We start from the raw sequence: 26,241 nt of genomic DNA, 5'->3' as shown, positions 1-26,241 counted from the left end.
GGCACTGTCCTGGACGGATGTTTGGAGGAGCTGTTGACAGCCGAAGCGCCCCCCTTGGGAGAACTCGAAGCCGTCCGTCCCTACCCAGCCCGCATGGGGCCCAAGGGAAACCTGGTCTACAAGCTCATCACCACCACCGATCACAAGCTGATCGGCATCATGTATTGCGTCGCCTGCTTCATCTTCTTCTTCATCGGCGGCCTGCTGGCATTGTTGATGCGGACCGAGCTGGCCATGCCGGGTCTGCAGTTCCTGTCGAATGAGCAGTTCAACCAGCTGTTCACCATGCACGGCACGATCATGCTGTTGTTCTACGCCACGCCGATCGTGTTCGGATTCGCCAACCTGGTGCTGCCGCTGCAGATCGGGGCCCCCGACGTGGCGTTCCCGCGGCTGAATGCGTTTTCGTTCTGGTTGTTCCTGTTCGGCGCCACGCTGGGCGCCGCCGGGTTCATCACGCCGGGTGGGGCTGCCGACTTCGGCTGGACCGCCTACACCCCGCTGACCGATGCCATCCACTCGCCGGGCGCCGGTGGTGACCTATGGATCATGGGTCTGATCGTCGCGGGTCTGGGTACCATCCTGGGCGCGGTCAACATGATCACCACCGTGGTCTGCATGCGCGCTCCGGGCATGACGATGTTCCGGATGCCGATCTTCACCTGGAACATCCTGGTCACCTCGATCCTGGTGCTGATCGCGTTCCCGCTGCTGACCGCCGCCCTGTTCGGGCTGGCCGCCGACCGCCACCTGGGCGCCCATGTCTACGACGCGGCCAATGGCGGAGTTCTGTTGTGGCAGCACCTGTTCTGGTTCTTCGGCCACCCCGAGGTGTACATCATCGCGCTGCCTTTCTTCGGGATCGTGTCCGAGATTTTCCCGGTGTTCTCCCGCAAGCCGATCTTCGGCTACACCACGCTGGTCTATGCGACCCTGTCGATCGCCGCGTTGTCGGTAGCGGTATGGGCGCACCACATGTTCGCCACCGGCGCCGTACTGCTGCCGTTCTTCTCCTTCATGACATATCTGATCGCGGTGCCCACCGGGATCAAGTTCTTCAACTGGATCGGCACAATGTGGAAGGGCCAGTTGACATTTGAGACGCCGATGCTGTTCTCCATCGGCTTCGCAGTAACCTTCCTGCTGGGTGGCCTGACCGGTGTGCTGCTGGCCAGCCCGCCGCTGGACTTCCACGTGACCGACAGCTACTTCGTGGTTGCCCACTTCCACTACGTGTTGTTCGGCACCATCGTGTTCTCCACGTTCGCCGGCATCTATTTCTGGTTTCCCAAGATGACCGGCCGGCTGCTCGACGAACGGTTGGGCAAGCTGCACTTCTGGCTGACGTTCATCGGATTCCACACCACATTCCTGGTGCAGCACTGGGTCGGCGACTTGGGCATGCCGCGCCGCTACGCGGACTATCTGAAGACCGATGGCTTCATGCCCTACAACGTCGTCTCGACCATCGGGGCGTTCATTCTGGGCGCGTCGATGCTGCCGTTCGTTTGGAACGTCTTCAAGAGCTGGCGCTACGGCGAAGTGGTGACCGTCGACGACCCCTGGGGCTACGGCAATTCGCTGGAGTGGGCGACCAGTTGCCCGCCGCCTCGACACAACTTCACCGAGCTGCCCAGGATCCGCTCCGAGCGTCCGGCGTTCGAGCTGCACTACCCGCACATGGTGGAACGACTTCGCGCCGAGGCGCACATCGGGCGCCACGCCACGGCCGGTGAGTCGCCGAAGGGATTCGGCCCACGAACAGAACCGGATCGCTCGACCAGTGAACAGTAGCGGCGGCCGCCGCGAGTGAACTCGCCACCCAAGGTGTCGGTGCTGATCACCGTCACCGGTGCCGATCAGCCAGGTGTCACGTCCGCCCTGTTCAACGTGCTGTCGCAGCACAAAGTCGAGTTGCTCAACGTCGAACAGGTGGTGATTCGCGGCCGTCTCACGCTGGGTGTGCTGGTGTCGGTGACCGCCGATGTCGCCGAGGACACTGCCCTGCGGCGCGACGTCGAGGCCGCGATCCACGACGTCGGTCTCGACGTCGCGATCGAACGCAGTGACGACTTGCCGATCATCCGGGAACCCTCCACCCACATCATCATGGTGCTGGGACGGCCGATCACCGCCGAGGCGTTCGCGGCCGTCGCGCGGGAAGCTGCCGCACTCGGGGTCAACATCGACCTGATTCGCGGCGTGTCCGACTACCCGGTCACCGGGTTGGAGTTGCGGGTATCGGTGCCGCCAGGAGTCGGTGGTGAGCTGCAGACCGCCCTGACCAGAGTCGCCGCCGCGGAACAGGTCGACGTGGCGGTCGAGAGTTACGGGCTGGACCGGCGCGCCAAACGGCTCATCGTGTTCGACGTCGATTCGACGTTGGTCCAGGGCGAGGTCATCGAAATGCTGGCGGCCCGGGTGGGCGCCCAGGGCAAGGTCGCGGCGATCACCGAGGCTGCGATGCGCGGGGAGCTGGATTTCGCCGAGTCACTGGTGCAGCGGGTGGCGACCTTGGCGGGCATGCCGGCGAGCGTGCTGGACGAGGTCGCCGATCAGCTGGAGTTGATGCCCGGCGCCCGAACGACGATACGGACGTTGCGGCGCTTGGGTTTTCACTGCGGCGTCGTGTCGGGGGGATTCCGGCGGGTGATCGATCCGCTGGCCCACGAGCTGATGCTGGACTTCGTCGCGGCCAACGAGCTGGAGATCGTCGACGGTGTGCTGACCGGTCGGGTGATCGGACCGATCATCGACCGGGCCGGCAAGGCCAAGGCGCTCCGCGACTTCGCGGAGCAGACCGGGGTCCCCATGGAGCAGACGGTCGCCGTCGGCGACGGGGCCAACGACATCGACATGCTGGCAGCAGCCGGGCTGGGCGTGGCTTTTAATGCCAAGCCGGCATTGCGCGCCGTGGCCGACGCGTCGCTGAGCCATCCTTACCTGGACACGGTGCTGTTCTTGCTGGGCGTGACCCGCGGCGAGATCGAGGCCGCCGATGCGGTCGACGGCGTGGTCCGCCGCGTCGAAATCCCGCCGGCCTAGGGGGCGCGAGCACCGCCTCTGCCGCGAGGGTGCGCAAAGGTACGCCTTAGACGGCGAAAACGCGTACATTTGCGCACGCTCGCGGTGACATATGGGGGCTTTTGTGTCTGCTCGCCATGCATGCGGCACGATGATCGGGTGCCCGAAATCGGCCCCGAAACCGACACCGAAACCGCTGACCCGGATCTGCTGATCGACTTCAAGGGCGTTTCGCTGCGCCGCGGCGGCCGCGTACTGGTCGGGCCCGTCGACTGGACCGTCGAACTCGACGAACGCTGGGTGATCATCGGTCCCAACGGGGCCGGCAAGACGTCGCTGCTGCGCATCGCCGCGGCCACCGAACACCCGTCGTCGGGAACGGCCTACGTTCTGGGGGAGCGGCTGGGCCGTGTCGACGTCTCCGAGCTGCGCGCGCGGATCGGGCTGAGCTCGTCGGCGCTGGCACAACGGGTGCCAGACCACGAGCTGGTCCGCGACCTGGTGGTGTCGGCCGGCTACGCGGTGCTGGGCCGATGGCGGGAGCGCTACGAGGACATCGACTACCGCCGGGCGGTCGACATGCTGGAGAGCCTGGGCGCCGAGCATCTGGCGGACCGCACCTACGGCACGCTCTCGGAAGGCGAGCGCAAACGGGTGCTGATCGCCCGGGCGCTGATGACCGACCCGGAACTGCTGCTGCTCGACGAACCCGCCGCCGGGCTGGACCTCGGCGGGCGCGAAGAGCTGGTGGCGCGTTTGACCGACCTCGCTGCCGATCCCGACGCGCCGGCGCTGGTGCTGGTCACCCACCATGTCGAGGAGGTGCCGCCGGGCTTCACCCACTGCATGCTGCTGTCGGAAGCCCAGGTGGTCGCCGCCGGTTTGCTGCCCGATGTGCTGACCGCCGAAAACCTGTCCATCGCCTTCGGCCAGTCGATCGCCCTGGACGTCGTCGACGGACGCTATTTCGCCAGGCGGGTCCGCACCCGCGCAGCCCACCGGAGGCAGGTATGAACACACCGCAGGAGCCGCTCACTCCCAGGCCGGCGGCGACGGTGATGCTGGTCCGTGACGCCGAGCCCGGTTCCGCCGAGGGTGTCAGCGTGTTCCTCATGCGCCGGCATTCGGCGATGGACTTCGCCGCGGGGGTGATGGTGTTCCCCGGCGGCGGGGTGGACGATCGCGACCGCAACGCCGATATCGCCTGGGCCGGTCCGCCGCCCGACTGGTGGGCACAGCGGTTCGGCATCGAACCCGACCTGGCCGAGGCATTGGTCTGCGCCGCGGCGCGGGAGACCTTCGAGGAGTCGGGAGTGCTGTTCGCGGGGCCGGTCAACGATCCGGACGCCATCGTGGGCGACGCCTCGGTGTACCGCGAGTCCCGGCAGGCGCTGGCCAATCGCTCGCTGTCGTTCGCGGATTTCCTGCGCCGGGAAAACCTGGTGCTGCGTTCGGATCTGTTGCGGCCGTGGGCGAATTGGGTTACCCCGGAGGCCGAGCTGACCCGGCGCTACGACACCTACTTCTTCGTGGGGGCGCTGCCCGACGGTCAGCGCGCCGACGGCGAGAACACCGAATCGGACCGGGCCGAATGGATGACGCCGCAGGCCGCCATCGCGGACTTCGAAGCGGGCCGCAACTTTTTGCTGCCGCCGACCTGGACACAGCTCGACTCGCTGGCCGGCCGCACCGTCGCCGACATCCTGGCCGTGGAGCGTCAGATCGTCGCCGTGCAGCCCCACCTGGAAATCCAGGGCGACAACTGGATTTTCGAGTTCTTCGACTCCGACCGCTACCACGCGGCACGCAAGAAAGGCGGAACCATGGGGTGGCCGCTGTGACCTCCTCGGTGCGAGAGTTCGTCAGCGTGGTGGTCAGCGACGGCTCACAGGACGCCGGTCTGGCGATGCTATTGCTGTCGCGGCCGCCGACCAACGCGATGACACGTCAGGTGTACCGGGAAATCGCTTCCGCCGCAGACGAATTGGGCCGGCGCGACGACGTCGCCGCGGTGATCCTGTTCGGTGGCCACGAAATCTTCTCGGCCGGCGACGAGATGGCCGAGTTGCGGACGCTGACCCCGGCGGAGGCCGGCGTCGCCGACCGGGTCCGGCGCGCCGCCATCGAGGCCGTCGCCGCAATTCCCAAACCCACCGTCGCCGCTATCACCGGATACGCATTGGGCGCCGGGCTGACGTTGGCGCTGGCCGCCGACTGGCGGGTGAGCGGTGACAACGTGAAGTTCGGTGCCACCGAGATCCTGGCCGGCCTGATCCCCGGTGGCGACGGGATGGCCCGGCTGACCCGCGCTACCGGGTCCAGCAAGGCCAAGGAGTTGGTGTTCAGCGGACGCTTCTTCGATGCCAAGGAGGCCATGGCGTTGGGCCTGATCGACGAGATGGTCGCACCCGACGACGTGTACGACGAGGCCGCGGCCTGGGCGCGCCGCTTTTTGGACGGACCCTCGCACGCGCTGGCGGCCGCCAAGGCGGGGATCAATGCCCTGTGGAACGCCGAGCCTGCCGAGCGCCTGGCCGCCGAACACCACCGCTATGTCGAGGCATTCGCCGCTGGTCAGGGCCTTGCCGACGCGGGCGATCCGGGCGGCCGATAGGCTGCCCTGCATGACGAGGAGCTCCAACATCCCCGCTGACGCCGCCCCCAACCCGCATGCGACCGCGGAACAGGTGGAAGCCGCACGCCACGACAGCAAGCTGGCCCAGGTGCTCTACCACGACTGGGAAGCCGAGACCTACGACGACAAATGGTCGATCTCCTACGACCAGCGCTGCGTCGACTACGCCCGGGATTGCTTCGACGGTGCCGTGCCAGACGAGGTTCTGCACCAACTGCCCTATGATCGGGCCTTGGAATTAGGTTGCGGGACAGGGTTTTTCCTGCTGAATCTGATCCAGGCGGGTGTAGCGCGCCGCGGGTCGGTCACCGATCTCTCTCCTGGCATGGTCAAGGTCGCCACCCGTAACGGGCAGTCGCTCGGGCTGGACATCGACGGCCGGGTCGCCGACGCCGAGGGCATCCCGTACGACGACAACACCTTCGATCTGGTGGTCGGCCACGCGGTGCTGCACCACATTCCCGACGTCGAGCTGTCGCTGCGGGAGACGATCCGGGTGTTGAAGCCGGGTGGCCGGTTCGTGTTCGCCGGCGAGCCGACCAGCGTGGGCGACGGCTACGCCCGCACGCTGTCCACGCTGACCTGGCGAGTCATCACCAATGCCACCAAGTTGCCGGGTCTGACGGACTGGCGGCGCCCCCAGGCCGAGCTCGACGAGTCGTCCCGCGCCGCTGCCCTGGAGGCTCTCGTCGACCTGCACACTTTCACCCCCGGTGACCTGGAGCGGATGGCCGCAAACGCCGGCGCCGCCGAGGTCCGGACCGCCACCGTGGAGTTCACCGCCGCCATGCTGGGCTGGCCGCTGCGCACGTTCGAATGCGCGGTGCCGCCCGAGCGCCTGGGCTGGGGTTGGGCGAAGTTCGCCTTCACCAGCTGGAAGACCCTGAGCTGGGTGGACGCCAACGTATGGCGTCACTTGGTGCCCAAGGGCTGGTTCTACAACGTGATGATCACCGGGGTAAAGCCGTCCTGAGTCCGTCGCGTTGCGGTTCAGCGTCGACGACGTCAAATACCTGCGGTCCGAAACCGGCGCCGAGGCCCTGCGAGCGGTCGCTGAATCACCGCTGACGGAGGTCACCCGGGTTGCCGATACCGCCGCGGCGCGGACCCGGTTCGGCGACCGGGCGCCGGTGCTGGTCGAGACGACGCTGCTGCGCCGCCGGGCGGTGGCCAAGCTGGGCGACCTCTGTGACGTGTCGAGCTGGCTTTTCACCGACGAGGCGGTGCAGCAAGCCACGGCGGGGCCGGTGGCCTTGCACCGGGCCGACCGGCTGGCTCGAACCGGCGCTCCGGTGCACGACGCCACCTGCTCGATCGGCACCGAAGTGGCTGCGTTGCGCGTCGCGGGAATCCGCGCCGTCGGAAGCGATATCGACCCGGTACGGCTGGCGATGGCACGCCACAATCTGGGGCCGGCGACGTTGCTGTGTCGTGCCGACGCGCTGGCCCCGGTGACCCGCGACGCCGTGGTGCTCGTCGACCCCGGGCGTCGCACGGCCGGGCGCCGACGGTTCAACCCCCGGGACTACCAGCCTGCCCTGGGACCGTTGATGGACTGCTATCGCGGCCGGGAGCTGGTCGTAAAGTGTTCTCCTGGAATAGATTTCGAACAACTAGCCGGGCTGGGATTCCGCGGCGAAATCGAGGTGACGTCGTATCGCGGTTCGGTCCGGGAGGCGTGCCTGTGGTCACCGGGGCTGGCCGAGCCGGGCGTGCGCCGTCGGGCCACCATCCTGGACAGCCATGAGCAGATCACCGACGCCGAGCCGGGGGACTGCCCGGTGCGGTCTGCCGGGCGATGGATCGTCGACCCGGACGGCGCCGTGGTCCGCGCCGGTCTGGTGCGGCACTACGGCGCGCGACACGGACTGTGGCAGCTCGACCCCGACATCGCGTACCTGTCGGGGGACCGGCTGCCTGCGCGGGTGCGGGGCTTCGAAGTGCTCGACCAGTTGGCGTTCGACGAGCGCCGACTCAGACAGGCGCTGACGGCGCTGGACTGCGGCGCGCTCGAGATCCTGATCCGCGGCCTGCCGGTGGATCTCGACGCGCTGCGCCGGCGGCTGCGGCTGCGCGGGAGACAGGCCCTGTCGGCCGTGATCACCCGCATCGGCTCCGGACCGGCAAGTCAGGCGACGGTGTTCGTCTGCCGGCCCTCGCGTTAGCGACCGGTAAGCTGTCGACGATGCTCTTCCAGGCGACCCCTCGAGTCTGCGAGGGCCACTCGACAATGCGCTATGTAATAGCTGCCGCGCTGTCGGTTTTCGCGCTCTGGGCTGCCTGCCCGGCCGCCGCTGAGCCGCCGTCATGTGCCGGCTTGGGCGGCACCGTCGTGGCCGCTCAAACCTGCCGCGTGCACGCCTCGGGCGCGACGTACACGCTCAACATGACGTTTCCGACGGACTATCCCGATCAGCAGGCGCTGACCGACTACATCACGCAGAACCGCGACGGGTTCGTCAACGTCGCCGAGGGGTCCGGGGCGCGCGATCACCCCTACCAAATGGATGCCACCAGCGAGGAGCACAGCTCCGGGCAACCCCCGCACAACACTCGCAGCGTGGTGCTCAAGTTCTTCCAGGATCTGGGTGGGACGCGGCCGTCCACCTGGTTCAAGGCGTTCAACTACAACCTGGGGACCAAACAGCCGATCACGTTCGACACGCTGTTCGCTCCCGGCACCGCCCCGCTGGAAAGTATCTTCCCGATCGTCCAGCGCGAGCTGGAGCACGAGAACGCGCTGGGCGCCGCGATATCGCCGTCGTCGGGCCTGGACTCGTCGCACTACCAGAACTTCGCCATCACCGACGACGCGCTGATCTTCTACTTCTCGCCGGGCGAGCTGCTGCCGTCGTTTGCCGGCGCAACCCAAGCCCAGGTGCCGCGCAGCTCCATCCCACCGCTCGCGATTTAACGGCGAGCAGACGCAAAATCCCCCAAAAATGGCTGTTTTGAGGGGATTTTGCGTCTGCTCGGCGCTAGGAGGCCGGGCCGAAGCTGTAGACCTGGCCGTCGCTCGTCGCCGTCACCACCGAGCGATCCTTGGCCACCGCAACCCCGACGGGATAGCCGGTGGCCGCCGGCAGCGGGTAGCTGTTGACGGTGTGTCCATTGCCCGGATCGAACACCAACAGCGACATGCCTGGCGCATTGTCCCGTGGTGGGCCGCTGATCACCGTATAACCGGTATCGCCACCGGCCAGGCTCGACGTCGACAGGGGCGTGACGTCGTCGCGGCGCCAGGCGGGGTCCGCGTGGTCGCCGACATCCCGGAATGCCGCCAGCCGGGTGTCGGGGCCGCCGCCGGACACGATGAGACCCTGCGGCGTGACCGCCGGCGGAGTTTGCGCCAGGAACCCCAGCGGCACCGACCACTTCGTCTTCCCGTCGGCGGCGCGGAACGCCCACAGCCGTTGGTCGCGGCCGTTGACATACACGGTCGCCCCGTCGGCGGACAACACCGGGCTGGCCAAGACACCGGCGGTGACGGCCTCGGTTGTCCATTCGCGAGTCAGCAGCGGCGTCTGTCCCGGGTGGTATTTCAGTCCCACCAGAGCGGCGGCGGGTGCGCCCGGCTGCCAGATGCCCAGCACGGCCGTCCCACTGGCCGTCGAGAAGGCCGGAGCGGCAGCAACCGGGCAGCCCTGTTTCGCCGGCGCGCAGTCGGCCAATCCCCGGGTGGCATCGGTGGAATCGACGCCGTCCACCAAATCCAGCGGCGGGCCGACCACCATGCCGCGATGGGCGTCGAAGACCACAACCTGCCCCAGGTGCGTGCTGACCAGCAGCTGACCGCCCGCCAAGAACCTCGGGGTGGACGGCATCCCGATCACCGGCTGGCGCCAGCGGGTCCATTGAGTGGGCGGAAACGAGTCCATCGCTCCGGGCTGACCGACATAGAGGTTGTCGAACCCATCGAACAGCGGGCCGCCCACGGCACCGCCCTGAACCAGACGGACACACCAGCGTTGCCGGCCGTTCTCGTCGTTCTCCCACTCCATCAGCGAGCATCCGGCCGGGGTCTGCGCGTTGAGCGCCAGATAACCGCGTGCGCTCAGCGCCGGACCGGCCGCCAAGCTGCCCTTGACCGACCGCGTCCAGCGCAACGCCAGTTTGGTGGCGCCGTTGGTGGTGGTGTAGCTGCTGTTGGCGGCATCGCCGTAGGGCGCGGACCAACCCTGCGCGGGCCTCGCGTCCACCCACGCGTCGGTGTTACCGCATCCACCGAGCCCGACCACGAGCGCGACCGCGACCCCGGCCGCCGGCAGACGTCGCGCAAACACCTCTTGGGTTCGCAGTGTTCCGGAATTCCTTTCGTATCGGGTCTGAGACACGCTTCGTCACGAGCAGCTATCGAGTACAGGTGAGGGTAACGCGTGAACTCCGGCCGCTGTCGTATCGACTGGCTCTGGCCCGCCGTTCCGGCGCGCATCGTCGCCGGGCTAAGCTTTCGGGCCATGACGAGCATGTGGGGGGCGCCGCTGCATCGCCGCTGGCGTGGCTCGCGGCTACGAGATCCGCGTCAGGCAAACTTCCTCACCCTGGCTTCGCTGAGGTGGGTGTTGCGGAACCGCGCCTACACCCCCTGGTACCTCGTCCGCTATTGGCGGCTGCTGAAGTTCAAGCTGCAGAACCCGCACATCATCACTCGCGGCATGGTGTTCCTCGGCAAGGGCGTCGAAATCCACTGCACACCGGAGCTGGCGCAGCTGGAGATCGGCCGCTGGGTGCACATTGGCGACAAGAACACCATCCGCGCCCACGAGGGCTCGCTGCGGTTCGGCGACAAGGTCGTGTTGGGGCGTGACAACGTCATCAATTGCTATCTGGATATCGAGCTCGGCGATTCGGCGCTGATGGCCGACTGGGTCTACGTCTGCGACTTCGACCACCGGATGGACGACATCAACGTCCCGATCAAGGATCAGGGCATCGTCAAATCCCCGGTGCGGATCGGACCGGACACCTGGATCGCGACCAAGGTGACCATCCTGCGCGGCACAGCCATCGGACGCGGCTGCGTACTGGGATCGCACGCGGTGGTCCGCGGTGTCATCCCGGACTATTCGATCGCGGTCGGCGCGCCGGCCAAGATCGTCAAGAATCGCAAGCTGTCATGGGAGAGCTCGGCAGCGCAGCGCGCCGAACTGGCCGCCGCGCTGGCCGACATCGAACGCAAGAAAGCGTCCCGGTAGCTCAGGCCAGTTCCTGGTAGCGCCGCAATGCCTCGGCGCGCTCGGCGCGATGGTCGACGATCGGCGCCGGATACTGTTGCGGCCGTTCACCTTTGCCCGACGCGTCCGCGTCGCGTAGCTCCGGAACCCAGCGCCGAATGTAATCGCCTGAGGGATCGAACTTTTCGCCTTGCGTCGTGGGGTTGAATATCCGGAAATACGGCGCGGCGTCGGTGCCGCATCCCGCGCACCACTGCCACCCGTGCTGATTGCTCGCCAGATCGCCGTCGGTGAGCTGATCCATGAACCACGCGGCACCCCACTGCCACGGCAGATGCAGGTCTTTGACCAAGAATGATGCGACGATCATCCGTACCCGGTTGTGCATGAAACCGGTGGCGCGCAGTTGGCGCATTCCGGCGTCGACGATCGGGAAGCCGGTTTCACCGGCCTTCCAGGCCTCGAAGCGCCGCTTAGCCTCTGCCCCGGTGTCGGTCTGGATGGCGTCGAAATCACCGTTCCAATTGCGCCACGCGCTGTCCGGCCAGTGATACAGCACCGCCGCATAAAAGTCGCGAAAGGCCAACTCGCGCAGGTATTGTTGCGAACCGGTGTGGCGCAGGTCCAGATCCGCGACTATGGTTCGCGGGTGGATGGTGCCGAACTTGAGATGCGCCGACATGCCGCTGGTGGCTTCGAGGTCGGGCCGGTCACGACAGTCGGCGTAGCGACCCAGTCCGTCGGCGACGAACGCCGCCCATTGCGAGCGCGCTCCCTCTTCACCGGCCGCAACGGCGAGAGTGACGCCGGGGTCCGGGATTTCGCAACGGTCCACGCTCAACTCGGCCGGGTCGAGCCAACGCGCGAGGCCGGCCCCGGATCGCGCCGGCGGCCGCCATCCGGCGTCGCGCCAAGCTCGCAGATACGGTGTGAACACCTGGTAGGGGCTGCCGTCCGCTTTCCGGACACGCCCAGGGGAAACCAGATACGGTGACCCGGTGGCGATCAGCGGCACCGAACCCAGCGCCGCGCGCACCCGCTCGTCGCGGCGCCGTCCGTACGGCGCGAAGTCCTGCGACATGTGCACCGAGGACGCACTGATTTCCCTGGCGATCAGAGGAATTCGCTCCTCGGGCCGACCATCCGTCACCAACAGCCGCCCGTCGAGGTCGTCACTTAGCTGCCGCAGCGCGTCACCCAGGTACTGCAACCGCCGCTGACCCGACGACGCCACCAGCCGCGGGTCCAGGATGAAGCAGGCCAGGACATCCTCGCCATCGGCCGCAGCGGCCAGCGCCGGGTGATCCTGCAGCCGCAGGTCACGTCGAAACCATAAGAGCGTCGGCATGTTTCAGCGATTGAGTAGCCAGATGTGGGTGGAGAGCACGGTGGCGAAGGCACACCACAGCGGGTACGGCGACAGCGCAGCTCCGCCCCGCGGATCGGCCTCGGCGGCCCGCCTGGCCAGGTCGGCGCTGCTCACCGTCAGCGCGGCGGCGCCGAGTGCGGACGCACCGAGTTTGTGGTAGCGAAAGAACAGCCAACTCCATCCCGCGTTGAGTGTCAGGTTGATGCTCAACGCGGTGATGTACCGGCGTGCCTTGTCGTGTCGGCCCGCTGCCCGAAATTTGTCGATCGTCATCGCCGAGGTGGCCGCGATGTCGCCGTACAGGGTTGTCCAGACGATCGGGAAGGCGGTGCTGGGCGGTTGATACGAAGGCTTGCGCACGCGGGCATACCAGCCGGCGGTGCGGCTTGGGCTGGCAATGCTGCCGCTGACTGCCGTCGCGGCGACCGCCAGCGTGGTGCCGGTCAATGTGGACTTATTCACGAGGGCCTCCGGCGCGTGTGGGTTGTGCTGATTCCGCTTGCTGCTCAACGGTTTTGGGGGTGGTCGGGTCATTGGGCCACCAGATGCGGTCACCGATCAGCGCGAACAGCGCGGGAATGACCAGCGTGCGCACGACGAATGTGTCGAGCAGGATGCCCAGGCCGACGATGATGCCCAACTGGGTCAACACGATCAACGGCAATACGCCCAGCACGCAGAAGACCGCGGCCAAAACGATTCCGGCGCTGGTGATGACGCCTCCGGTGGCCGACACCGCACGGACCATCCCCCGGGCGGCGCCGTGGTCCGCGGATTCTTCCCGGGCGCGGGTGACCAGGAAGATGGTGTAGTCCACGCCGAGGGCGGCCAGAAACAGAAATGCGAACAAGGGCGTGCTTTGGTCCAGGCCGGGAAAGCCGAACACATGCACGCTGGCCCAGCCGCCCATGCCGAGCGCGGCCAGCGCACCCAGGATCGTCGCGGCCAGCAGCGTCGGCGGCGCCCACACCGATCGCAGTAACGCATACAGGACCAGCAAAATCACGACCAATATCACGGGGATCAGCATCAGTCGGTCGTGTCGTGCAGCGTCGCGGACATCGAGGGCCTGCGCGTCGGGTCCGCCCACCAGCGCGTCGTTCTTAGTCGAATGACGCAGTGCCGCAATGGTTTTGAACGCCTGGTCGGATGCCGGGGCCGCATCGATGACCACCGACCACCGGGTCAGCCCGGAAGTCGACCGGCCGGTCTCGGTCACCGAGACGACGCCGGGAGTGGCACTTACGGCTTGCTGCACTTGCTGCGCGCGGTCCGTCGCAGCGACCACCACTGTCGGGTTGGTCAAGCCGGCAGGGAAATGCCTTGCCACGGTGTCGAATCCGGACACAGAGTCGGCCGCCACGCGGAACTGCTGGGTCTGCGACAGACCGACGTCGGTACCCAGCAAACCGGTCGCCAGCACGCCCAGCAACGCGATCGCGGTGCCGGCGACCAGCACTGGACGCTGGGCCACCCGTTCGGCGATGCGGTGCCAGGGTCCCGACTCCACGAGTGCGGCTTCGGCGTCAGGTTGCGGCACACAAGGCCAGAACAATCGTCGGCCGAACAGCGCCAGCAGCGGTGGCAACACAAATAGCACCGACACCGCGGCCACCACCAGGGCACACGCCGCCAGGGCACCTAGGCTTCGGGTGCTGGGGCTTTCCGCCAGGATCAGGGTGAGCAGCGCCAGCACCACGGTGGCGTTGCTGGCCACGATCGCCGGTCCAGCCATTCGCACCGCCTGGCGCAGTGCCTGGCGGTGCTCGGCGTGACGCCGAAGTTCTTGGCGATAGCGGGAAATCAGCAGCAGCGCGTAGTTGGTACCGGCACCGAACACCAGCACGCTGGTGATCCCGGAGGTGGCGCCGTCGAAGCTCAAACCGGTTGCCGACGCCACGGCGGTGCCCACGGCGGCCGCGGTCCGGTCGGCGAATCCGATCACCAGCAGCGGCACCAGCCACAGCACCGGTGAACGATAAGTGGCGATCAGTAGCAGCGCGACCACCGACGCCGTCACCGCCAGCAAGGTGATGTCGGCATGGGTGAAAGCGCTGGCGATATCGGCGCCGAACGCTGGTCCGCCGGTGACGTGCGCCTCGAGGCTGGCTGGCAGGCCGGCGCGCACGGCGTTGCGCAACTCGGCGACGCGGTTGTTGAGGGCCAGACCCGTCACGTCAGCTCCGATTGACACCATGCCGATCGCGGCTTTGCCGTCGGCGGACACGATCGGCGGGCCAGGCGCGGGAATGTGCTGTTGCACGGCCTGCATCCGGTCGCGGGCCTGCTGGGCGGCCGCCAGGTCGGTGGTGCCCAGCACCGCACCGTCGCCGCGGGTGACCACGACGATCACCGGAACTTCGTCGCCGCCGGGGAAGCTGCGCGCCAGTGCCTCGACCCGGGCGGTGTCCGAACCGGCGGGCAGCTGCGGCGGTGGCTGTCCCGCCGCGGCGTTGCCGCCGACCGCCAGCATGAAAACGCACGCCACTAGCACCAGGCCTGATGCCGGCAGCCAGGAACGACGGCCCGTCACGGCCGCCGCGAGACGTTCCCACACCACGCAGCCAAGCATTTCAATAAATAAAACATTAATCAACTTAAGTTATTTTGCGCACGGGGCTATGCTGCACAACGCTATGGATGCTCGGGCCCGCAGTGAGCTGGAGTCGCTGATCACGGCCGACCTGCGCGAGATATCTGCCGAATCGGACCAGATCGGCCGGCTGTTCGCGGCAGTGCATCGGGTGCGGCCGACCGACTTTCGCGCGTTGCTTCACATCATGGTCGCCGAAACCGCCGGCCGGCCGATGACTTCGGGAGATCTCAGCCAGCGGATGGGGCTGTCCGGCGGCGCGATCACCTACCTGGTGGACCGGCTGATCGACTCCGGCCACGTCCGGCGCGACTCGCACCCCAACGACCGGCGCAAAGTCATCCTGCGCTACGCCGAATCCGGCCTCGAGGCGGCGCGGTCGTTCTTCGATCCGCTGAGGACGTTCACCCACGAGGAGCTGAGCGGCTTGCCCGAAGCCGATCTGGCGGCCGCGCATCGGGTCTTCACTGCGCTGACCGCTGCCATGCGCCGGTTCCAGGCTGGGCTCGGCGCCCCCGGGCCGGAAGACGCAGTTACTTAGCGCCCTTGAGCGCCGCGACCAGCCCAGCGGTATCGGCGACCGTGACGGTCAGCGCCGAGTGGTCGCGGAAGCCGATGACGCGGCGAATACGCGGATCGAAATGGACACATACTCCGGCACTGGCATTGGTCCCGAAGGTGAGCCCGTCGTCGGCCATCGAGAGCCGGGGCCCGACGGCCGTCCACCATCGATACGGGCCGGTGACGTGGGCGTCGACCACCGAAGTCAGCGGAGCCTCCACCCGAAAGGGGCCGTAGCGGGCGAGGAAACGGCCGTCGTCGGTGAGGGTCACCCCTTGCGGTCCAGGCCACCGAAAGGGCAGCCACATCGGAGCCAGCCGGGAATCGTAGCGATACGGAAAGTAGCGGCCATTTTCGTCGGCTGATTTCATCCTGCGGCTCCGATCTTAGGTGTGCTACGCATCCTGACACGCCCGGCATATACGTGAAAAGAGTCGGGAAATCGTGTTCTTCGGTACCCTTGAGGAATCAGTTTGAATTCGTCTATCTGTCGGCGGTTTGGGCCAATGAGTACCGGGTATTCGGCGTGAACTGGATGGCAGGTGTGGCCCGAATGACAAGTTTGGAGTTTGTCCTTTTCCGGCGCGAGGGCGGTGCGGATCAATGAAAGCGGTGCACCGGGCGTCATGTTGCCTGGCAAGCGCACTCGCCGCCGCTGCGGTGGGTGTCGCCCCGCCGACATGGGCCGACCCGGTCGCCAACATATTTCCCGGTATGGAAATTCGGCAGGGCAGCACGGTATGCACCCTGGGAATGGTCGAGATGACGCTGCGGATTGCGTTGGCCACCGGTCAATGCGATGGCGGGTCGGTGGTGACCGACAGCCACGGAAATGTACTTGGCGGCGTGGTAACCGCGCGCCACGACGCCGCCACCCCCGCTGCAGACGGCTCGTCGTCGGAGGTGGAGTACGAAGTCGTCAAGCTGGCCGACGACGTGCGGGCATCGGATGTCTTGCCCACCGGACGCCAATTGCAGTCCAAGCCGGGAGCGCGCGCGCAGCAAGGTGATTGGGTATGCCATTACGGCATCGCGACCGGCGAGACGTGTGGCCGGGTCGGGACGGTGAACAACAACCGATTTGCCATTACCGGTGTGGCCTCCGACGGACGTGACACCGGCGGACCGGTGTACACCTTGACCGAGGACAACCGTGCCGTGATCGTCGGATTGTACGAGGGCACAGCGGGTTCGGGTCCCACGGCGGAGTCCTGGCAGGCGGTCATGCAGCAGCTGTACATCGATGGCCAGTCGCCGGGGAGGGGACCGGTGCGCATTGCCGGCTGGACGGCGACCGAACATCAGCATCGTTAGTTCCTCCCAGTGAAATGTGGTCTGATACAGGCTGACTCGCGTGCAAAATACGCACTAGTTAAGCTGATGAAAGATTCATGTGCTTAACTAAGTAATGGCGGATAACAAGGCCGAGCTGACCACTCGCAAGCGACGCCACATCGACGTCTGTCTAGAGGGCGACGTGGATTATCGCGCTGTCACGACCGGCCTGGAACGCTATCGCCTGCCCTACAACGCCCTGACCCAGACCAGCCTCGACGACATCGACCTGTCCGTCGAATTTTTCGGTGTACGGTTGCGAGCCCCCGTACTGGTCGGCGCCATGACCGGCGGCGCGGAGTTGTCTGGAACCATCAACCGGAATTTGGCCGCCGCCGCTCAGCGGCTCGGCGTCGGGATGATGCTCGGGTCGCAGCGGGTCATGCTCGACAGCGCAAGGGGGGAGCGCGCCGCCGCGAGCTTCACCGTGCGTGATGTCGCACCCGACGTCTTGTTGTTCGGAAACATCGGACTCGCACAACTGACCAAGGATGCAGTGCCCGACATCGTCCAGGCGCTCGACCGGGTGGGTGCTAATGCCCTTGCAGTGCACACTAATCCGTTGCAAGAGGCGATGCAGCGCAATGGCGACACGGACTTCGGCGGTTCGGTGGACCGGCTGCACGACGTCGTTCCCATGCTCGGCTATCCGGTGCTGCTGAAGGAGGTAGGGCACGGGATCGGCGCTGCCGCCGTCGCTGAATTGCTGCGGTATACCGGTGACTCGCCGGTGGCGGCCATCGATGTCGCCGGCGCCGGTGGCACCTCATGGTCGCGGGTCGAGCAACTGGTTCGCTACGGCGAGTTGCGCCATCCGGAGCTGGCCGATTGGGGAATACCCACGGCCCAAGCGATATCGGAGGTGCGTGCCGCGCTGCCAGGCATTCCGTTGGTGGCCTCCGGTGGGATCCGCACCGGTATGGATGCGGCCAAAGCGATCGCACTGGGGGCCGACGTGGTGGCGATCGCGCGTCCGTTGCTCGGGGCCGCGATCGAGTCCGACGCGGCGGCGACGGCATGGTTGCAGCACTTCGTCGACGAGCTTCGCATCTGTCTGCATGGGTGCGGCGCACCAGATCTGCCGGCACTGCGTCGCTTTGGTGTCACGCCGATCGAGTAGGCGTTGACTAGGCCGTCGGGTCGTCGTCGGGCGCTGCGGTATGAGCGGGGTGACCGGCGGTCCGCCGGCGCTGTTTCATCTCGGCTTCGAAGACATGGCGCCGCCCGCCGGTGAGCCGGGCTCTGGTCAACCGTTCAATCTGCTGGAAGCACTGGTAATAGCCGTCGTCGTAGTCGTCGACGACCTGGAAACTCCAGCGTCCGGGCAGCACATTGCGACCGAGCAGTTCGTGGCGGATGCGCTCGGCCAAATCGGTGTGTCCAAGCTCGGACAGCTGCTCCACCACTGCGTCGAGTTGAAAGTCGGCGCGCCCGGTCAGCTGATGAAACGCATACAGGTGTCCACGTGCGCGCTCGATCGTCTCCAGCGCCTCGGACATCTTCCCCGCGGCCTCGACAGCGGCCCGCCTGGCCTCGCCGTCGTAGCTCGTCTGCATCGGTTGTTCGCCAGTGCGCTTGATGCTCAACCGAACGGTGGCGCGCTTGGGTGTGTCCATCTGATCGCTATCCTTTCGGCTGGCATGCTGCCGTTCATCAGCTTAATAGTTAAGTAAATAGAACGACGGCAGCACGTGCCGCTACGCGGCGCAATCCGGACGCCAAGGTCAAACCGGCCTGATCGTTCGCCGCGCCGCCCTGCGGAGCTGGATCATTCGTGCAGCGCCGACCAGCATGGTGACGCTCGCCCCCGCCACACCGGACAACAAATAGCCCACACCGACGGGCAAGCTCCAATGCAATCCGAGGAAGTGCACGGGCACGGGGTCGGTGTTCTGCGCGACGAATATCAGTAAGACGGCGAGGACCAGCAGGCCGACGACAAGCGCCCACCAGGCCGCGGAGAGCTTGGTGAACGGCGAACTTCCGGTTCTCGATGTGTCAGCGGCAGAACCGGATTCGGTGGCCCGCTGGGCCGAACCAAATGATCGAGTTTTCATGGTTGTGTCTACCCCGTCCCGCGCCGGGCTAAGCAGGAGCGCAGGTGATAGCGGCGTTCGGCGTAGGCGAGGTCGTCGCGCCACAGCCGGGTGGACGCGTAGCGCATCAGGGGTGAGACCAACGGCGCGGCCAGGCGTGCCCGTTTGAAACCCGGACGGTCCGAATGCGCGATCGTCGCTTCGAGCACTGCCGTACGCGGGCGGCTGTCCTCTCCCGAACCGATTGGCGCAACATGTGTTTCGACTACGCTGCCTATTCCTTCGCCGTCCACGATGCGCATCACGATGGTGCGCGCGTCAGGACAGCTGAACTCGGCGATGACGGGTACGCCCGCCCGGCCGATCCGGAAGGTCACCGCGACCAGGAATTCGTCGGCTTGCTCGGTCGGTGTGGTGAGCACCTGGAGTCGGGTGAACGAATATGGGTGCAGCCATGCGCCGTGCCAGGGATCGAGTCGGTTGGCGATGATGTCGGGTGGTTCGCACACACCGATTAGCCGGGTGACCGCTGCAATCGTGTCCCCGGTGGGTCGGGCCGGAATCAGAGGCTCGTCCAGCGGCGTCTCGCCGCCGACCCGGTCAAGACGCACCCAGGCCAGGACGCCGTCGTCGTGGCTGGGCAGCGGCGTCCAGCCGAACTCGCAGCCGCTGCCGTCCAGGGCCAGTCCGTGCCATCGGCAGATCAGCAAGCCACCGTGCACGGTGCCGGTCGCCAGGTCCGCGCCAAGGTGCGGGCAACTTCGGGGACCGACCTGTAACCGGTTCTGCTGGTCGCGCCACGCGACGATTTCGGTTCCGCCGACACAGGAACCGAATGGTTTTCCGGCCCGGATGGCGCGGCTGGCGGCGAACGCGTACCAATTGCCGGTCGGTTTTGACTGCGATCGCATCAGCGCGCCGTCGATGATCGAAGGTTGTGCCTCCCGATACGTGGGGCGTTGTTCGGTCCATGATGTTCGCGGGACCAGCTGCAGCGGAAGGTCTTTGGGCCATCGCCGGCCGAGGCGTTGCAGAAGATTCATCGTCGGTTTGATCTTTCATGGTTGGCGAGCCAGCGCAGCAGCGGCACGCGGCCGTGGTTGGGCACCGTGTGCAACGGGTGCCCGGCCAGGTTCCATTGCCGCAGCAATCGATTGGCGGCGCACCAGCCGGTGGTGGCGGCACGCTCCATGAGTGCCACCGGCAGATCGACCCGGATTGCGTCGCCGGCCAGTACCAGTCCGGGTACCGGGCTGACCACTCCCGGCCGGTCTGCATATGTCCCGGGCGCAAAGAGCGGGCAGTCGCTGCGATGCAGCACCCGTTCGCAGACCACCTGCGCCGCCGTCGTTTCCGGATACAGGCGATGCAGCTGACGTATCGCGACGGTCGTGGACGGTTCCGATTCCAGGGCATAGGAATGCAGTTCGACCACGGAACCGTGGTGCTCTCGGGCCCATTGCGCGGCTTGATGTTCGTAACGCTCCAGCACGCTGATGTTGTCGAGCGGCGGGTGGCCCGCCGTGCCCAGAAATGCCGGGCGGTTGTGGGCGACGGGGCGGTCAAGCCATAGCCGGTGCACCGCGAACGACGGCGCGGTGCGCATGGCTGCGATGCGTGCCCGCCAGGTGTCGTCGGCCAAATCCGATGACGCAGCGACGATCCGCTGCAGGCCTGCGACGTGAGTGGCGAGTATCACGGCGTCGGTATCGGTATGCTCATCGGAATCGGTATGCACGCGAAAGCTTTTCGCGCTGTGCCTCTCGACGCGCGAGACGCAGGTGCCGAGCCGGAACCGCACCCCGCGCCGCTCGAGATAGCGTTGCAGCGGCTGCCACAGGGCGGTGTCGTAGTTCGCGTTGGCGACATCGAAGATGAGTCCCTCGCTGGAACCCAGGAAGTAGATATGGAACATCGTCGCCAACTCGGCGGCCGAGAGCTGGGTCGGGTCGGCGAAGAAGCTACGGGAGAACACCTCGAAGGCGAGATGTCTTGCCGCCTCGGGGAAACGGATGCTCTTCAGAAACGTCTCCGCATCCAGGTGATCGAGCCGCCAATAAATTTCCGGTACTGACACCGCAGCCAGCGGCGCGGCAGCCCGAGCATCGATGTGCGCGAAGTCGCGTAGCCGGAACGTCGGGCTGCGTGCGGCGAACGCGAGCGCGTTCCACGGCGGGGTGCGCGGGAGCCCGCGGAAGCTGTCTCGCCGGCCGGTGCCGTCGATCAGCGGATAGTCGTCGACCGGCGTAAGCATGCGCAGCTGCCGATCAACGCGTCGCAGGAGTTCTCGCAGGTTGTAGTACTGGCGGAAGAATGCGTGGAATCCGCGGTTCATCGCCAGGTCCGTGCCGTCGTGGTGCTCGGTCCAGCCGCCGACGCGCCCACCGAGGTAATGTTCGCGTTCGATGACATCGACGGCGACGCCGCGCTCGGCCAGGCCGGTAGCGGCGGTCAGCCCCGCGATCCCGGCGCCGACGACGACGGCCCTGGGTTGCGCCGCCGCGGGGCTGAACAATCCCGCTGGCGCGGGATGGATTTGGCGTCGGCGGTCGGTCCTCATGGTGCGTCCGCCAGAAAGGTGTGCACGATGTCGGCCCGCCAGCCAGGCATCGTTTCGCTGTGTACGGCGGTAAACCCGGCGTCGGCAAGGCGGCGCCGAAACCGTGCCGCGCCGTCGAATTCCACCACGCTGCGCAGCAAGTAGCGATAAAGCTCGGTGTCGCCGGTGTACCACCATCCGGCCGGGATGATGATGCCCCAGCACACCGCCCGCCAAAGTCGCGTCGCCGCAGGGGAGTCCCGCACCGAATACTCGTGCACGGCCAAGGTGCCGCCCGGCCGGAGCAGCGTGCGGAAGCGCCGCAGTTGATTGTCCCGGTCGGCTAGGTTGCGCACCAGGTACGCGGCCAGGATGGCGTCGAACGGTCCGGTGATGCCGTGCTCTTCCAGCTGCTCGACGGGTGTGTGCACGAAACGCACCGACTCCGGCCAATTCTTCGCGAGCGCCATGTCGAGCATTCGGCGCGACGCGTCTACCGCGATGATGTCGGCTTCGGGGGCGCTGGCAAGTAGCGCGGCAGTCGACGCGCCGGTCCCGCATCCGGCGTCGAGCAGCCACAAACCCCTGCCGCGCAACGGGATCCGCATGCGGCGCGCCGAGAGCCGCAAATCGGCGTGGTAGCCCGGGCTGGCCCCGACCAACCGGTCATATGCGGCGGCGCCGACGTCGAATGCCGCCGACAAGTCCCCGGGATGCAAGCGCGTTTCATCGACGCCCATGTTGCCGTTCCCACAACAGCAGCACCGCGGTGGCCAACGCGAAGCCGAACAGGAAATCTTCGATTGGAATGTCGAACGGAAAACGCAGACCGCTGATCTGGCGTTGGTGGTAGCTGACGATAGGGGAGCTCAGCTTCGTCAGCCAGCCGTCGACCGGGATCTGGAAGCCGAGCACGATCAGCATCGACAGCCAATAGGCCGGGCGCCGAAACAGCCCGGTACGCAAAAACATCAGTTCCGTCGCGCAGACGATGACGACGGCCGCAGCGGCCGGGACGGTGTAGCCAAGGCCGGTCATCGACGCTTCAACCGATGCAGGATGGTGCTCACCGCGTTGTAGGTCAGCAGCGCACACAGCGGGATGACCAGGAAGAACAACACCTCTTCGATCGGGATTCCAAACGGGATGCTCAGGCCGGTGAGATAGTGGCTGTCGTAGCTCCAGACATGTGCTGCGACCGCTAGCTCGTCCCAGACGAGAAACAGCACCGCGACCGGCAGAACGGCGCGGGCGGCGCGTCGCCAGCGGCGGTAGACGCCGCTACCGAACAATTCCAGCGGTGCGGTGATCACCAGGCATGCAGCCAGGACCAGAAGGTATTGCCAATGATCGCTCATGCGGCCTCATTCCGTGCCCGCCACGCCCGGATCAGGCCCGCCCCGGCGACCTGCAGCCGTCGGGCTCTGCCAACGGTCGCCCGGTGACTGAACACTGCGAAGTCGCTTGCTTCGATGCGGTCCAGTATTTCCGCATACAGCGCGCTCGCGGTTGCCACGCACGGCCGGGACCGCGGTGCCAGCATCTCGATCCCGGCGTCGGCGAACCGATAAGTCTCCCGGGCGATGTCATGTTGTGCGGCCAGGGCGGAGCGGACCCGGCGATCGGTGCGCCGGTGCGTGTGACACCACATCAGCAGGTCCCGGTCGACGCCGTGCGCACTCAGTTCGTCAGCGGGCAAATAGATTCGGTTGCGCAGCAGGTCCTCGTCGACGTCGCGCAGAAAATTGGTGAGCTGAAATGCCCTGCCGAGCGCTGCCGCGTAGGGGGCAGCCTCTTCGCGGGTGGACCTGGTGCCCAGTATCGGAAGTAGTTGCAGTCCAATGGCTTCGGCGGAGCCGCGCATGTAGAGGTTGAGCGCGTGGCGGTCGGGATAGTCGGTGACGGTGAGGTCCATTCGCATCGAAGCCAGGAAGTCTTCGAACAATTCGGTGCCGATCTGGTGGCGGCGCGCGGTGTGGGTAACCGCGACGAGTACCGGATTCGTTTGCTCTTCGGAGTTGTCGAAGAACTGATCGGAAAGCTGCTGTAGCCGTCGGGCCCGTATCTCAGCGCCGATGTCGGGGTCGAGCTCGTCGAGGATGTCGTCGGCGTACCGCGCGAAGCCGTAGAGCGCGTGTACCGCCGGGCGCTGATCCGGAGCGAGCAACCGGGTGGCCAGAAAGAAGGTCCGGCCATGAGCGGCATTGAGTTCCCGGCAGCGGCGGTAGCCGTCGCGCAACCGGGGAACGGTGATCCCGGCGGCGTCAAGCTCGCTGCGGATCATGGTTGTCGGGCTTTCATGTCGAGGTGCGTCGTCGGCCGGGTGCGGGTGCCGGTGACGCGATCTGCGGCCAGTCGCCCGGAGATCAGGGCGGTGGGCACGCCGACGCCGGGGACCGTGGACGACCCGGCAAGTACCGCGTTGTCGATCCCGCGCACCATGTTGGACGGCCGGAACGGGCCGGTCTGGGCGAAGGTGTGGGCGAGTGCGAAAGGGCTACCGGCCGCCATGCCTTGACGGGCCCAGTCGGCGGGCGTGACGATGTCGAAAACCGTTGCGTGTTCCCGTAGACCGGGCATCAGGCGTTGCTCGACGCACTCGAAAAGCTGGTCCGCGTAGGGTTTGCCGACGTCGTCCCAATCGATGCCGCCGCGGGTGAGGTTGGGCGCGGGTGCCAGCACGTACAGCAGATCGCGTCCGGTAGGAGCCAGCGTCGCATCCGTCGCGGTAGGACGGGTGACCAGCACCGACGGATCCCGCATGAGCTGCCCGTCGTCGATGATGTCGGTAAAGGTGTCATTCCATGCGTCGCCGAACAAGATGGTGTGGTGTGCCGTCTGCGGTTCGACGTTGCGGCACCCCGCGTGGACCACGACGGCCGACGGCGACGGGCGCAGCGGGATGGCGCGGCGCGGCCTTCTGCCCAGCAGTGCATAGGTCTGCGGCAGCTCGGTGGTCAGCACCACCGCGTCGCAGGCGATGCGCTCTTGGCCGGCGTGCACGGCCCGCACCCGCCCACCGCCGGTCTCCAAGCCAGTGACCATCGTGTTGTAGCAGAACCGGACACCGGCATCCACGGCTGCCGCGGCAAGCGCGTCGGGGAGCGCCCGGACGCCCCCCCGCGGAAACACCACGCCCGAGATGGTGTCCATGTAGGCGATGACCGCATAGGCCGCCAACGCGTCGCGGGGAGCCACCCCGGCGTAGAGCGATTGGAACGTGAAGACCCGCTGCAACCGCGGGTCGGAGATGTAGCGCTTGACCATTCGGTCCCACTTGCGAAAGCCGCCGATCGCGGCCAGCCGAGCCAATTGCGGGGTGAGCAGGCCCAGTGGGGAATCGAAGTTGGCGGCGATGAACCCGTCGAATTCGGTGCGGTACAGGGATTCCAGCCAGGCCCGCAGCCGCAGGTAGCCCGCCGCTTGCTCAGCTCCGGCGAATTCTTCGACGGCTGCGGCCATTTGGCCGACGTCGGCGTGGACGCGCAACGAACTGTCGTCGGCGAACACCGCTTGGTAAGCGGGATCCACCGGCAGCAGATCCAGCCGGCCGGACCGGTTTTCGCCGACGGCCGCGAACACGTCGTCGATGATGTCGGGCATGGTGAGCACGGTCGGGCCGGTGTCGATTCGGTAGCCGTCGACATCCAGGCGACCGGCCCGTCCGCCTGGCCACGGGTGACGTTCGACGACGGTGACCTGCCGTCCCCGGCCGGCCAGGTGCAGCGCCGCCGACAGGCCGGCCAGGCCCGCGCCGACCACGATCACGTGGTCGCTGGGTCCGTCGATCGTCCGCTTGGTCATTCGCAGCGTTCCGTGCACGCGACGGCCATATCAGCCAAGGCGGAGCGAATCGAGTCGTCGATGGCGGTGTCGGTCAACGCTTTTCGGGCGGCGACCACGCGACGACCGATCATGTCTTCGATCCACTGCACCGCCCCGGTCGCGAGAATCAATGCCTTCCACCGCTCTACGGCCGCATCGTCGAGCATGACGCATTCCGCGAGCTCGGTCAGTTCTCGTCGGGTCGGCGGGTCGGCCATCTGGTACGCGGCCACGACGACGCTGGTCGCCTTGCGTTCCAGTAGATCTCCACCGCAGGGCTTGCCGGTGACAGCGGGTGCGCCGAAGACTCCCAGCAGGTCGTCGCGAAGCTGGAAGGCTTCGCCGACCGCGACGCCGTAGCGGCCCAGACTGGACATCGTGCGCTGGTCGCAGTCGGCCATCGCCGCGCCGATCTCCAGCGGACGGCGCACGGTGTAATTGCCGGATTTACGCCGGGCCACGTCCAGCACGGTCTTCAGGGTGGGCATCTGACGGGCGTCCGACATCAGGTCGCCGAACTGGCCTACCGCAAGCTCGGTGCGCATAGCGTCGTAGCGCGACCAGGCTCGCCGAAGACATCGCGGGTCAACACCGCTTTCCCGCAACATCTGTTCGGCCCAGATCAGGCAAAGATCGCCCAACAGGATGGCCGACGACTCGCCGAAGCGCCGCGCCGAGCCGGACAATCCGCGTTCGCGGTGCCAGCTCGCGAATTGAAGGTGCGCCGAAGGACGGCCGCGTCGTTGCGACGAATCGTCCATCACATCGTCGTGCAGAAGCGCGAAGGCATGCAGCAATTCCAAGCTGGCCGCGGCACGTAACGCCGCGTCACTGGGCGGCGCGCCGCACAACCAGCCCAGGTACATGAAGGTCGAACGCAGGCATTTGCCGTCTCGGACGAACTCCACCAAGATGTCGCCGGCAGCATCGATGCAGACGCCGTCCAACTCAGCGGCGCGACGGACGGCGACAAAATCACCGAGCGCGGCAAGCACGGCCCTGCGCACGCTCGAACGCCACGCGGCGAAGTCGCCGGCGACGGACCAGCCGGCCGGCGTGGGGACCAGCCCCATCCTCGGTGAAGCAGCACGCATCTCCCGCGGAACTCCCTTCGGATGGGGTGACCGACGTGGCTCTGAGTGGCTCAAAC

At 66.7% G+C, this 26,241-nt stretch carries 27 protein-coding genes; 12 read left to right on the top strand and 15 right to left on the bottom strand.

The features are described from left to right. The first annotated feature begins 33 nt into the window (after positions 1-33). From ctaD to AC5Y2L_RS13675, 8 genes are all read left to right on the top strand, one after another. Positions 34-1,794 carry an aa3-type cytochrome oxidase subunit I gene (gene ctaD, locus AC5Y2L_RS13710; RefSeq protein WP_499936205.1) on the top strand — a complete coding sequence of 587 codons (1,761 nt, stop codon included), beginning with the start codon at positions 34-36 and terminating at the stop codon, positions 1,792-1,794. Between the two features lie 15 nt (positions 1,795-1,809). Further along, positions 1,810-3,045: a phosphoserine phosphatase SerB gene (gene serB, locus AC5Y2L_RS13705; RefSeq protein ID WP_499936092.1), complete on the top strand. Its 1,236-nt coding sequence runs from the start codon at positions 1,810-1,812 to the stop codon at positions 3,043-3,045. A gap of 120 nt (positions 3,046-3,165) precedes the next feature. Continuing rightward, positions 3,166-4,038 carry an ABC transporter ATP-binding protein gene (locus AC5Y2L_RS13700; RefSeq protein ID WP_499936093.1) on the top strand — a complete coding sequence of 291 codons (873 nt, stop codon included), beginning with the start codon at positions 3,166-3,168 and terminating at the stop codon, positions 4,036-4,038. Beyond that, the gene (locus tag AC5Y2L_RS13695) at positions 4,035-4,865 is read left to right on the top strand and encodes an NUDIX hydrolase (protein WP_499936094.1); all 831 of its coding nucleotides are present in this window, start codon (positions 4,035-4,037) and stop codon (positions 4,863-4,865) included. The genes AC5Y2L_RS13700 and AC5Y2L_RS13695 overlap by 4 nt, the downstream gene beginning before the upstream one ends. Before the next feature lie 8 nt (positions 4,866-4,873). Further along, positions 4,874-5,638 carry an enoyl-CoA hydratase gene (locus tag AC5Y2L_RS13690; protein WP_499936207.1) on the top strand — a complete coding sequence of 255 codons (765 nt, stop codon included), beginning with the start codon at positions 4,874-4,876 and terminating at the stop codon, positions 5,636-5,638. A gap of 10 nt (positions 5,639-5,648) precedes the next feature. Next, the gene (locus AC5Y2L_RS13685; protein ID WP_499936096.1) at positions 5,649-6,632 is read left to right on the top strand and encodes a class I SAM-dependent methyltransferase; all 984 of its coding nucleotides are present in this window, start codon (positions 5,649-5,651) and stop codon (positions 6,630-6,632) included. A gap of 10 nt (positions 6,633-6,642) precedes the next feature. Next, complete coding sequence (locus AC5Y2L_RS13680; protein ID WP_499936097.1) at positions 6,643-7,824, top strand: THUMP-like domain-containing protein; 1,182 nt, start codon at positions 6,643-6,645, stop codon at positions 7,822-7,824. Between the two features lie 65 nt (positions 7,825-7,889). Continuing rightward, complete coding sequence (locus AC5Y2L_RS13675; protein ID WP_499936208.1) at positions 7,890-8,573, top strand: esterase; 684 nt, start codon at positions 7,890-7,892, stop codon at positions 8,571-8,573. Positions 8,574-8,637: 64 nt separating this feature from the next. On the opposite strand, the gene AC5Y2L_RS13670 is transcribed toward AC5Y2L_RS13675, so the two are convergent. After that, complete coding sequence (locus AC5Y2L_RS13670) at positions 8,638-9,942, bottom strand: outer membrane protein assembly factor BamB family protein (protein ID WP_499936209.1); 1,305 nt, start codon at positions 9,940-9,942, stop codon at positions 8,638-8,640. Between the two features lie 174 nt (positions 9,943-10,116). Between AC5Y2L_RS13670 and AC5Y2L_RS13665 the strand changes: the two genes are divergently transcribed. After that, on the top strand, positions 10,117-10,854 hold the full coding sequence (locus AC5Y2L_RS13665) for an acyltransferase (protein WP_499936099.1): 738 nt from the start codon (positions 10,117-10,119) through the stop codon (positions 10,852-10,854). A 1-nt stretch (position 10,855) separates the two neighbouring features. On the opposite strand, the gene AC5Y2L_RS13660 is transcribed toward AC5Y2L_RS13665, so the two are convergent. Genes AC5Y2L_RS13660 through AC5Y2L_RS13650 form a run of 3 tightly spaced genes read right to left on the bottom strand, consistent with a single transcriptional unit; the run spans position 10,856 to position 14,762 of the window. Then, positions 10,856-12,181 carry a cryptochrome/photolyase family protein gene (locus tag AC5Y2L_RS13660; RefSeq protein ID WP_499936101.1) on the bottom strand — a complete coding sequence of 442 codons (1,326 nt, stop codon included), beginning with the start codon at positions 12,179-12,181 and terminating at the stop codon, positions 10,856-10,858. 3 nt (positions 12,182-12,184) lie between these two features. Further along, positions 12,185-12,664 carry a TspO/MBR family protein gene (locus AC5Y2L_RS13655; RefSeq protein WP_499936102.1) on the bottom strand — a complete coding sequence of 160 codons (480 nt, stop codon included), beginning with the start codon at positions 12,662-12,664 and terminating at the stop codon, positions 12,185-12,187. After that, entirely contained in the window at positions 12,657-14,762 is a 2,106-nt protein-coding gene (locus AC5Y2L_RS13650) for an MMPL family transporter (protein WP_499936103.1), read from the bottom strand. Before AC5Y2L_RS13650 ends, AC5Y2L_RS13655 begins: the two co-directional genes overlap by 8 nt. A gap of 61 nt (positions 14,763-14,823) precedes the next feature. Here AC5Y2L_RS13650 and AC5Y2L_RS13645 point away from each other — a divergent pair, with 61 nt between their 5' ends. Then, positions 14,824-15,336, top strand: coding sequence for a MarR family winged helix-turn-helix transcriptional regulator (locus AC5Y2L_RS13645; RefSeq protein ID WP_499936105.1), 513 nt, complete (start codon positions 14,824-14,826; stop codon positions 15,334-15,336). Here the strand turns inward: AC5Y2L_RS13645 and AC5Y2L_RS13640 are convergent. Then, on the bottom strand, positions 15,329-15,727 hold the full coding sequence (locus AC5Y2L_RS13640) for a hypothetical protein (RefSeq protein ID WP_499936106.1): 399 nt from the start codon (positions 15,725-15,727) through the stop codon (positions 15,329-15,331). The genes AC5Y2L_RS13645 and AC5Y2L_RS13640 overlap by 8 nt on opposite strands. Positions 15,728-15,959: 232 nt before the next feature. On the opposite strand from AC5Y2L_RS13640, the gene AC5Y2L_RS13635 reads away from it, so the two are divergent. Both AC5Y2L_RS13635 and fni read left to right on the top strand, forming a co-directional pair. Beyond that, positions 15,960-16,670, top strand: a complete 711-nt coding sequence (locus AC5Y2L_RS13635) for an Rv1815 family serine proteinase (protein ID WP_499936107.1) — start codon at positions 15,960-15,962, stop codon at positions 16,668-16,670. Positions 16,671-16,764: 94 nt separating this feature from the next. Then, entirely contained in the window at positions 16,765-17,811 is a 1,047-nt protein-coding gene (gene fni / locus AC5Y2L_RS13630) for a type 2 isopentenyl-diphosphate Delta-isomerase (RefSeq protein WP_499936109.1), read from the top strand. Positions 17,812-17,818: 7 nt separating this feature from the next. Here fni and AC5Y2L_RS13625 read toward each other — a convergent pair whose 3' ends face one another. The 10 genes from AC5Y2L_RS13625 to AC5Y2L_RS13580 all read right to left on the bottom strand — a co-directional run bounded on the left by AC5Y2L_RS13625 (position 17,819) and on the right by AC5Y2L_RS13580 (position 26,164). After that, positions 17,819-18,247: a hypothetical protein gene (locus AC5Y2L_RS13625; protein WP_499936211.1), complete on the bottom strand. Its 429-nt coding sequence runs from the start codon at positions 18,245-18,247 to the stop codon at positions 17,819-17,821. A gap of 168 nt (positions 18,248-18,415) precedes the next feature. Then, a complete protein-coding gene (locus AC5Y2L_RS13620; protein ID WP_499936110.1) occupies positions 18,416-18,748 on the bottom strand; it encodes a LapA family protein in 333 nt (110 codons plus the stop codon). Positions 18,749-18,756: 8 nt separating this feature from the next. Beyond that, a complete protein-coding gene (locus AC5Y2L_RS13615; protein WP_499936112.1) occupies positions 18,757-19,770 on the bottom strand; it encodes a DUF5914 domain-containing protein in 1,014 nt (337 codons plus the stop codon). Further along, positions 19,767-21,287 (bottom strand): hydroxysqualene dehydroxylase, encoded by a 1,521-nt coding sequence (locus tag AC5Y2L_RS13610; protein ID WP_499936113.1) that lies wholly within the window; start codon positions 21,285-21,287, stop codon positions 19,767-19,769. The genes AC5Y2L_RS13615 and AC5Y2L_RS13610 overlap by 4 nt, the downstream gene beginning before the upstream one ends. Further along, the gene (locus AC5Y2L_RS13605) at positions 21,284-22,006 is read right to left on the bottom strand and encodes a class I SAM-dependent methyltransferase (RefSeq protein WP_499936115.1); all 723 of its coding nucleotides are present in this window, start codon (positions 22,004-22,006) and stop codon (positions 21,284-21,286) included. The genes AC5Y2L_RS13610 and AC5Y2L_RS13605 overlap by 4 nt, the downstream gene beginning before the upstream one ends. After that, positions 21,993-22,304 (bottom strand): lycopene cyclase domain-containing protein, encoded by a 312-nt coding sequence (locus AC5Y2L_RS13600; protein WP_499936116.1) that lies wholly within the window; start codon positions 22,302-22,304, stop codon positions 21,993-21,995. Before AC5Y2L_RS13600 ends, AC5Y2L_RS13605 begins: the two co-directional genes overlap by 14 nt. Then, entirely contained in the window at positions 22,301-22,624 is a 324-nt protein-coding gene (locus AC5Y2L_RS13595; RefSeq protein WP_499936117.1) for a lycopene cyclase domain-containing protein, read from the bottom strand. Before AC5Y2L_RS13595 ends, AC5Y2L_RS13600 begins: the two co-directional genes overlap by 4 nt. After that, positions 22,621-23,550, bottom strand: a complete 930-nt coding sequence (locus AC5Y2L_RS13590; RefSeq protein WP_499936118.1) for a phytoene/squalene synthase family protein — start codon at positions 23,548-23,550, stop codon at positions 22,621-22,623. Before AC5Y2L_RS13590 ends, AC5Y2L_RS13595 begins: the two co-directional genes overlap by 4 nt. Continuing rightward, the gene (crtI, locus tag AC5Y2L_RS13585; RefSeq protein ID WP_499936120.1) at positions 23,547-25,070 is read right to left on the bottom strand and encodes a phytoene desaturase family protein; all 1,524 of its coding nucleotides are present in this window, start codon (positions 25,068-25,070) and stop codon (positions 23,547-23,549) included. The genes AC5Y2L_RS13590 and crtI overlap by 4 nt, the downstream gene beginning before the upstream one ends. Next, positions 25,067-26,164, bottom strand: a complete 1,098-nt coding sequence (locus AC5Y2L_RS13580; RefSeq protein WP_499944078.1) for a polyprenyl synthetase family protein — start codon at positions 26,162-26,164, stop codon at positions 25,067-25,069. Before AC5Y2L_RS13580 ends, crtI begins: the two co-directional genes overlap by 4 nt. Between the last annotated feature and the right edge of the window lie 77 nt (positions 26,165-26,241).

It is taken from the genome of Mycobacterium sp. NGS66, from assembly GCF_059812225.1.
This window is presented reverse-complemented; position numbering and strand designations above follow the sequence as displayed.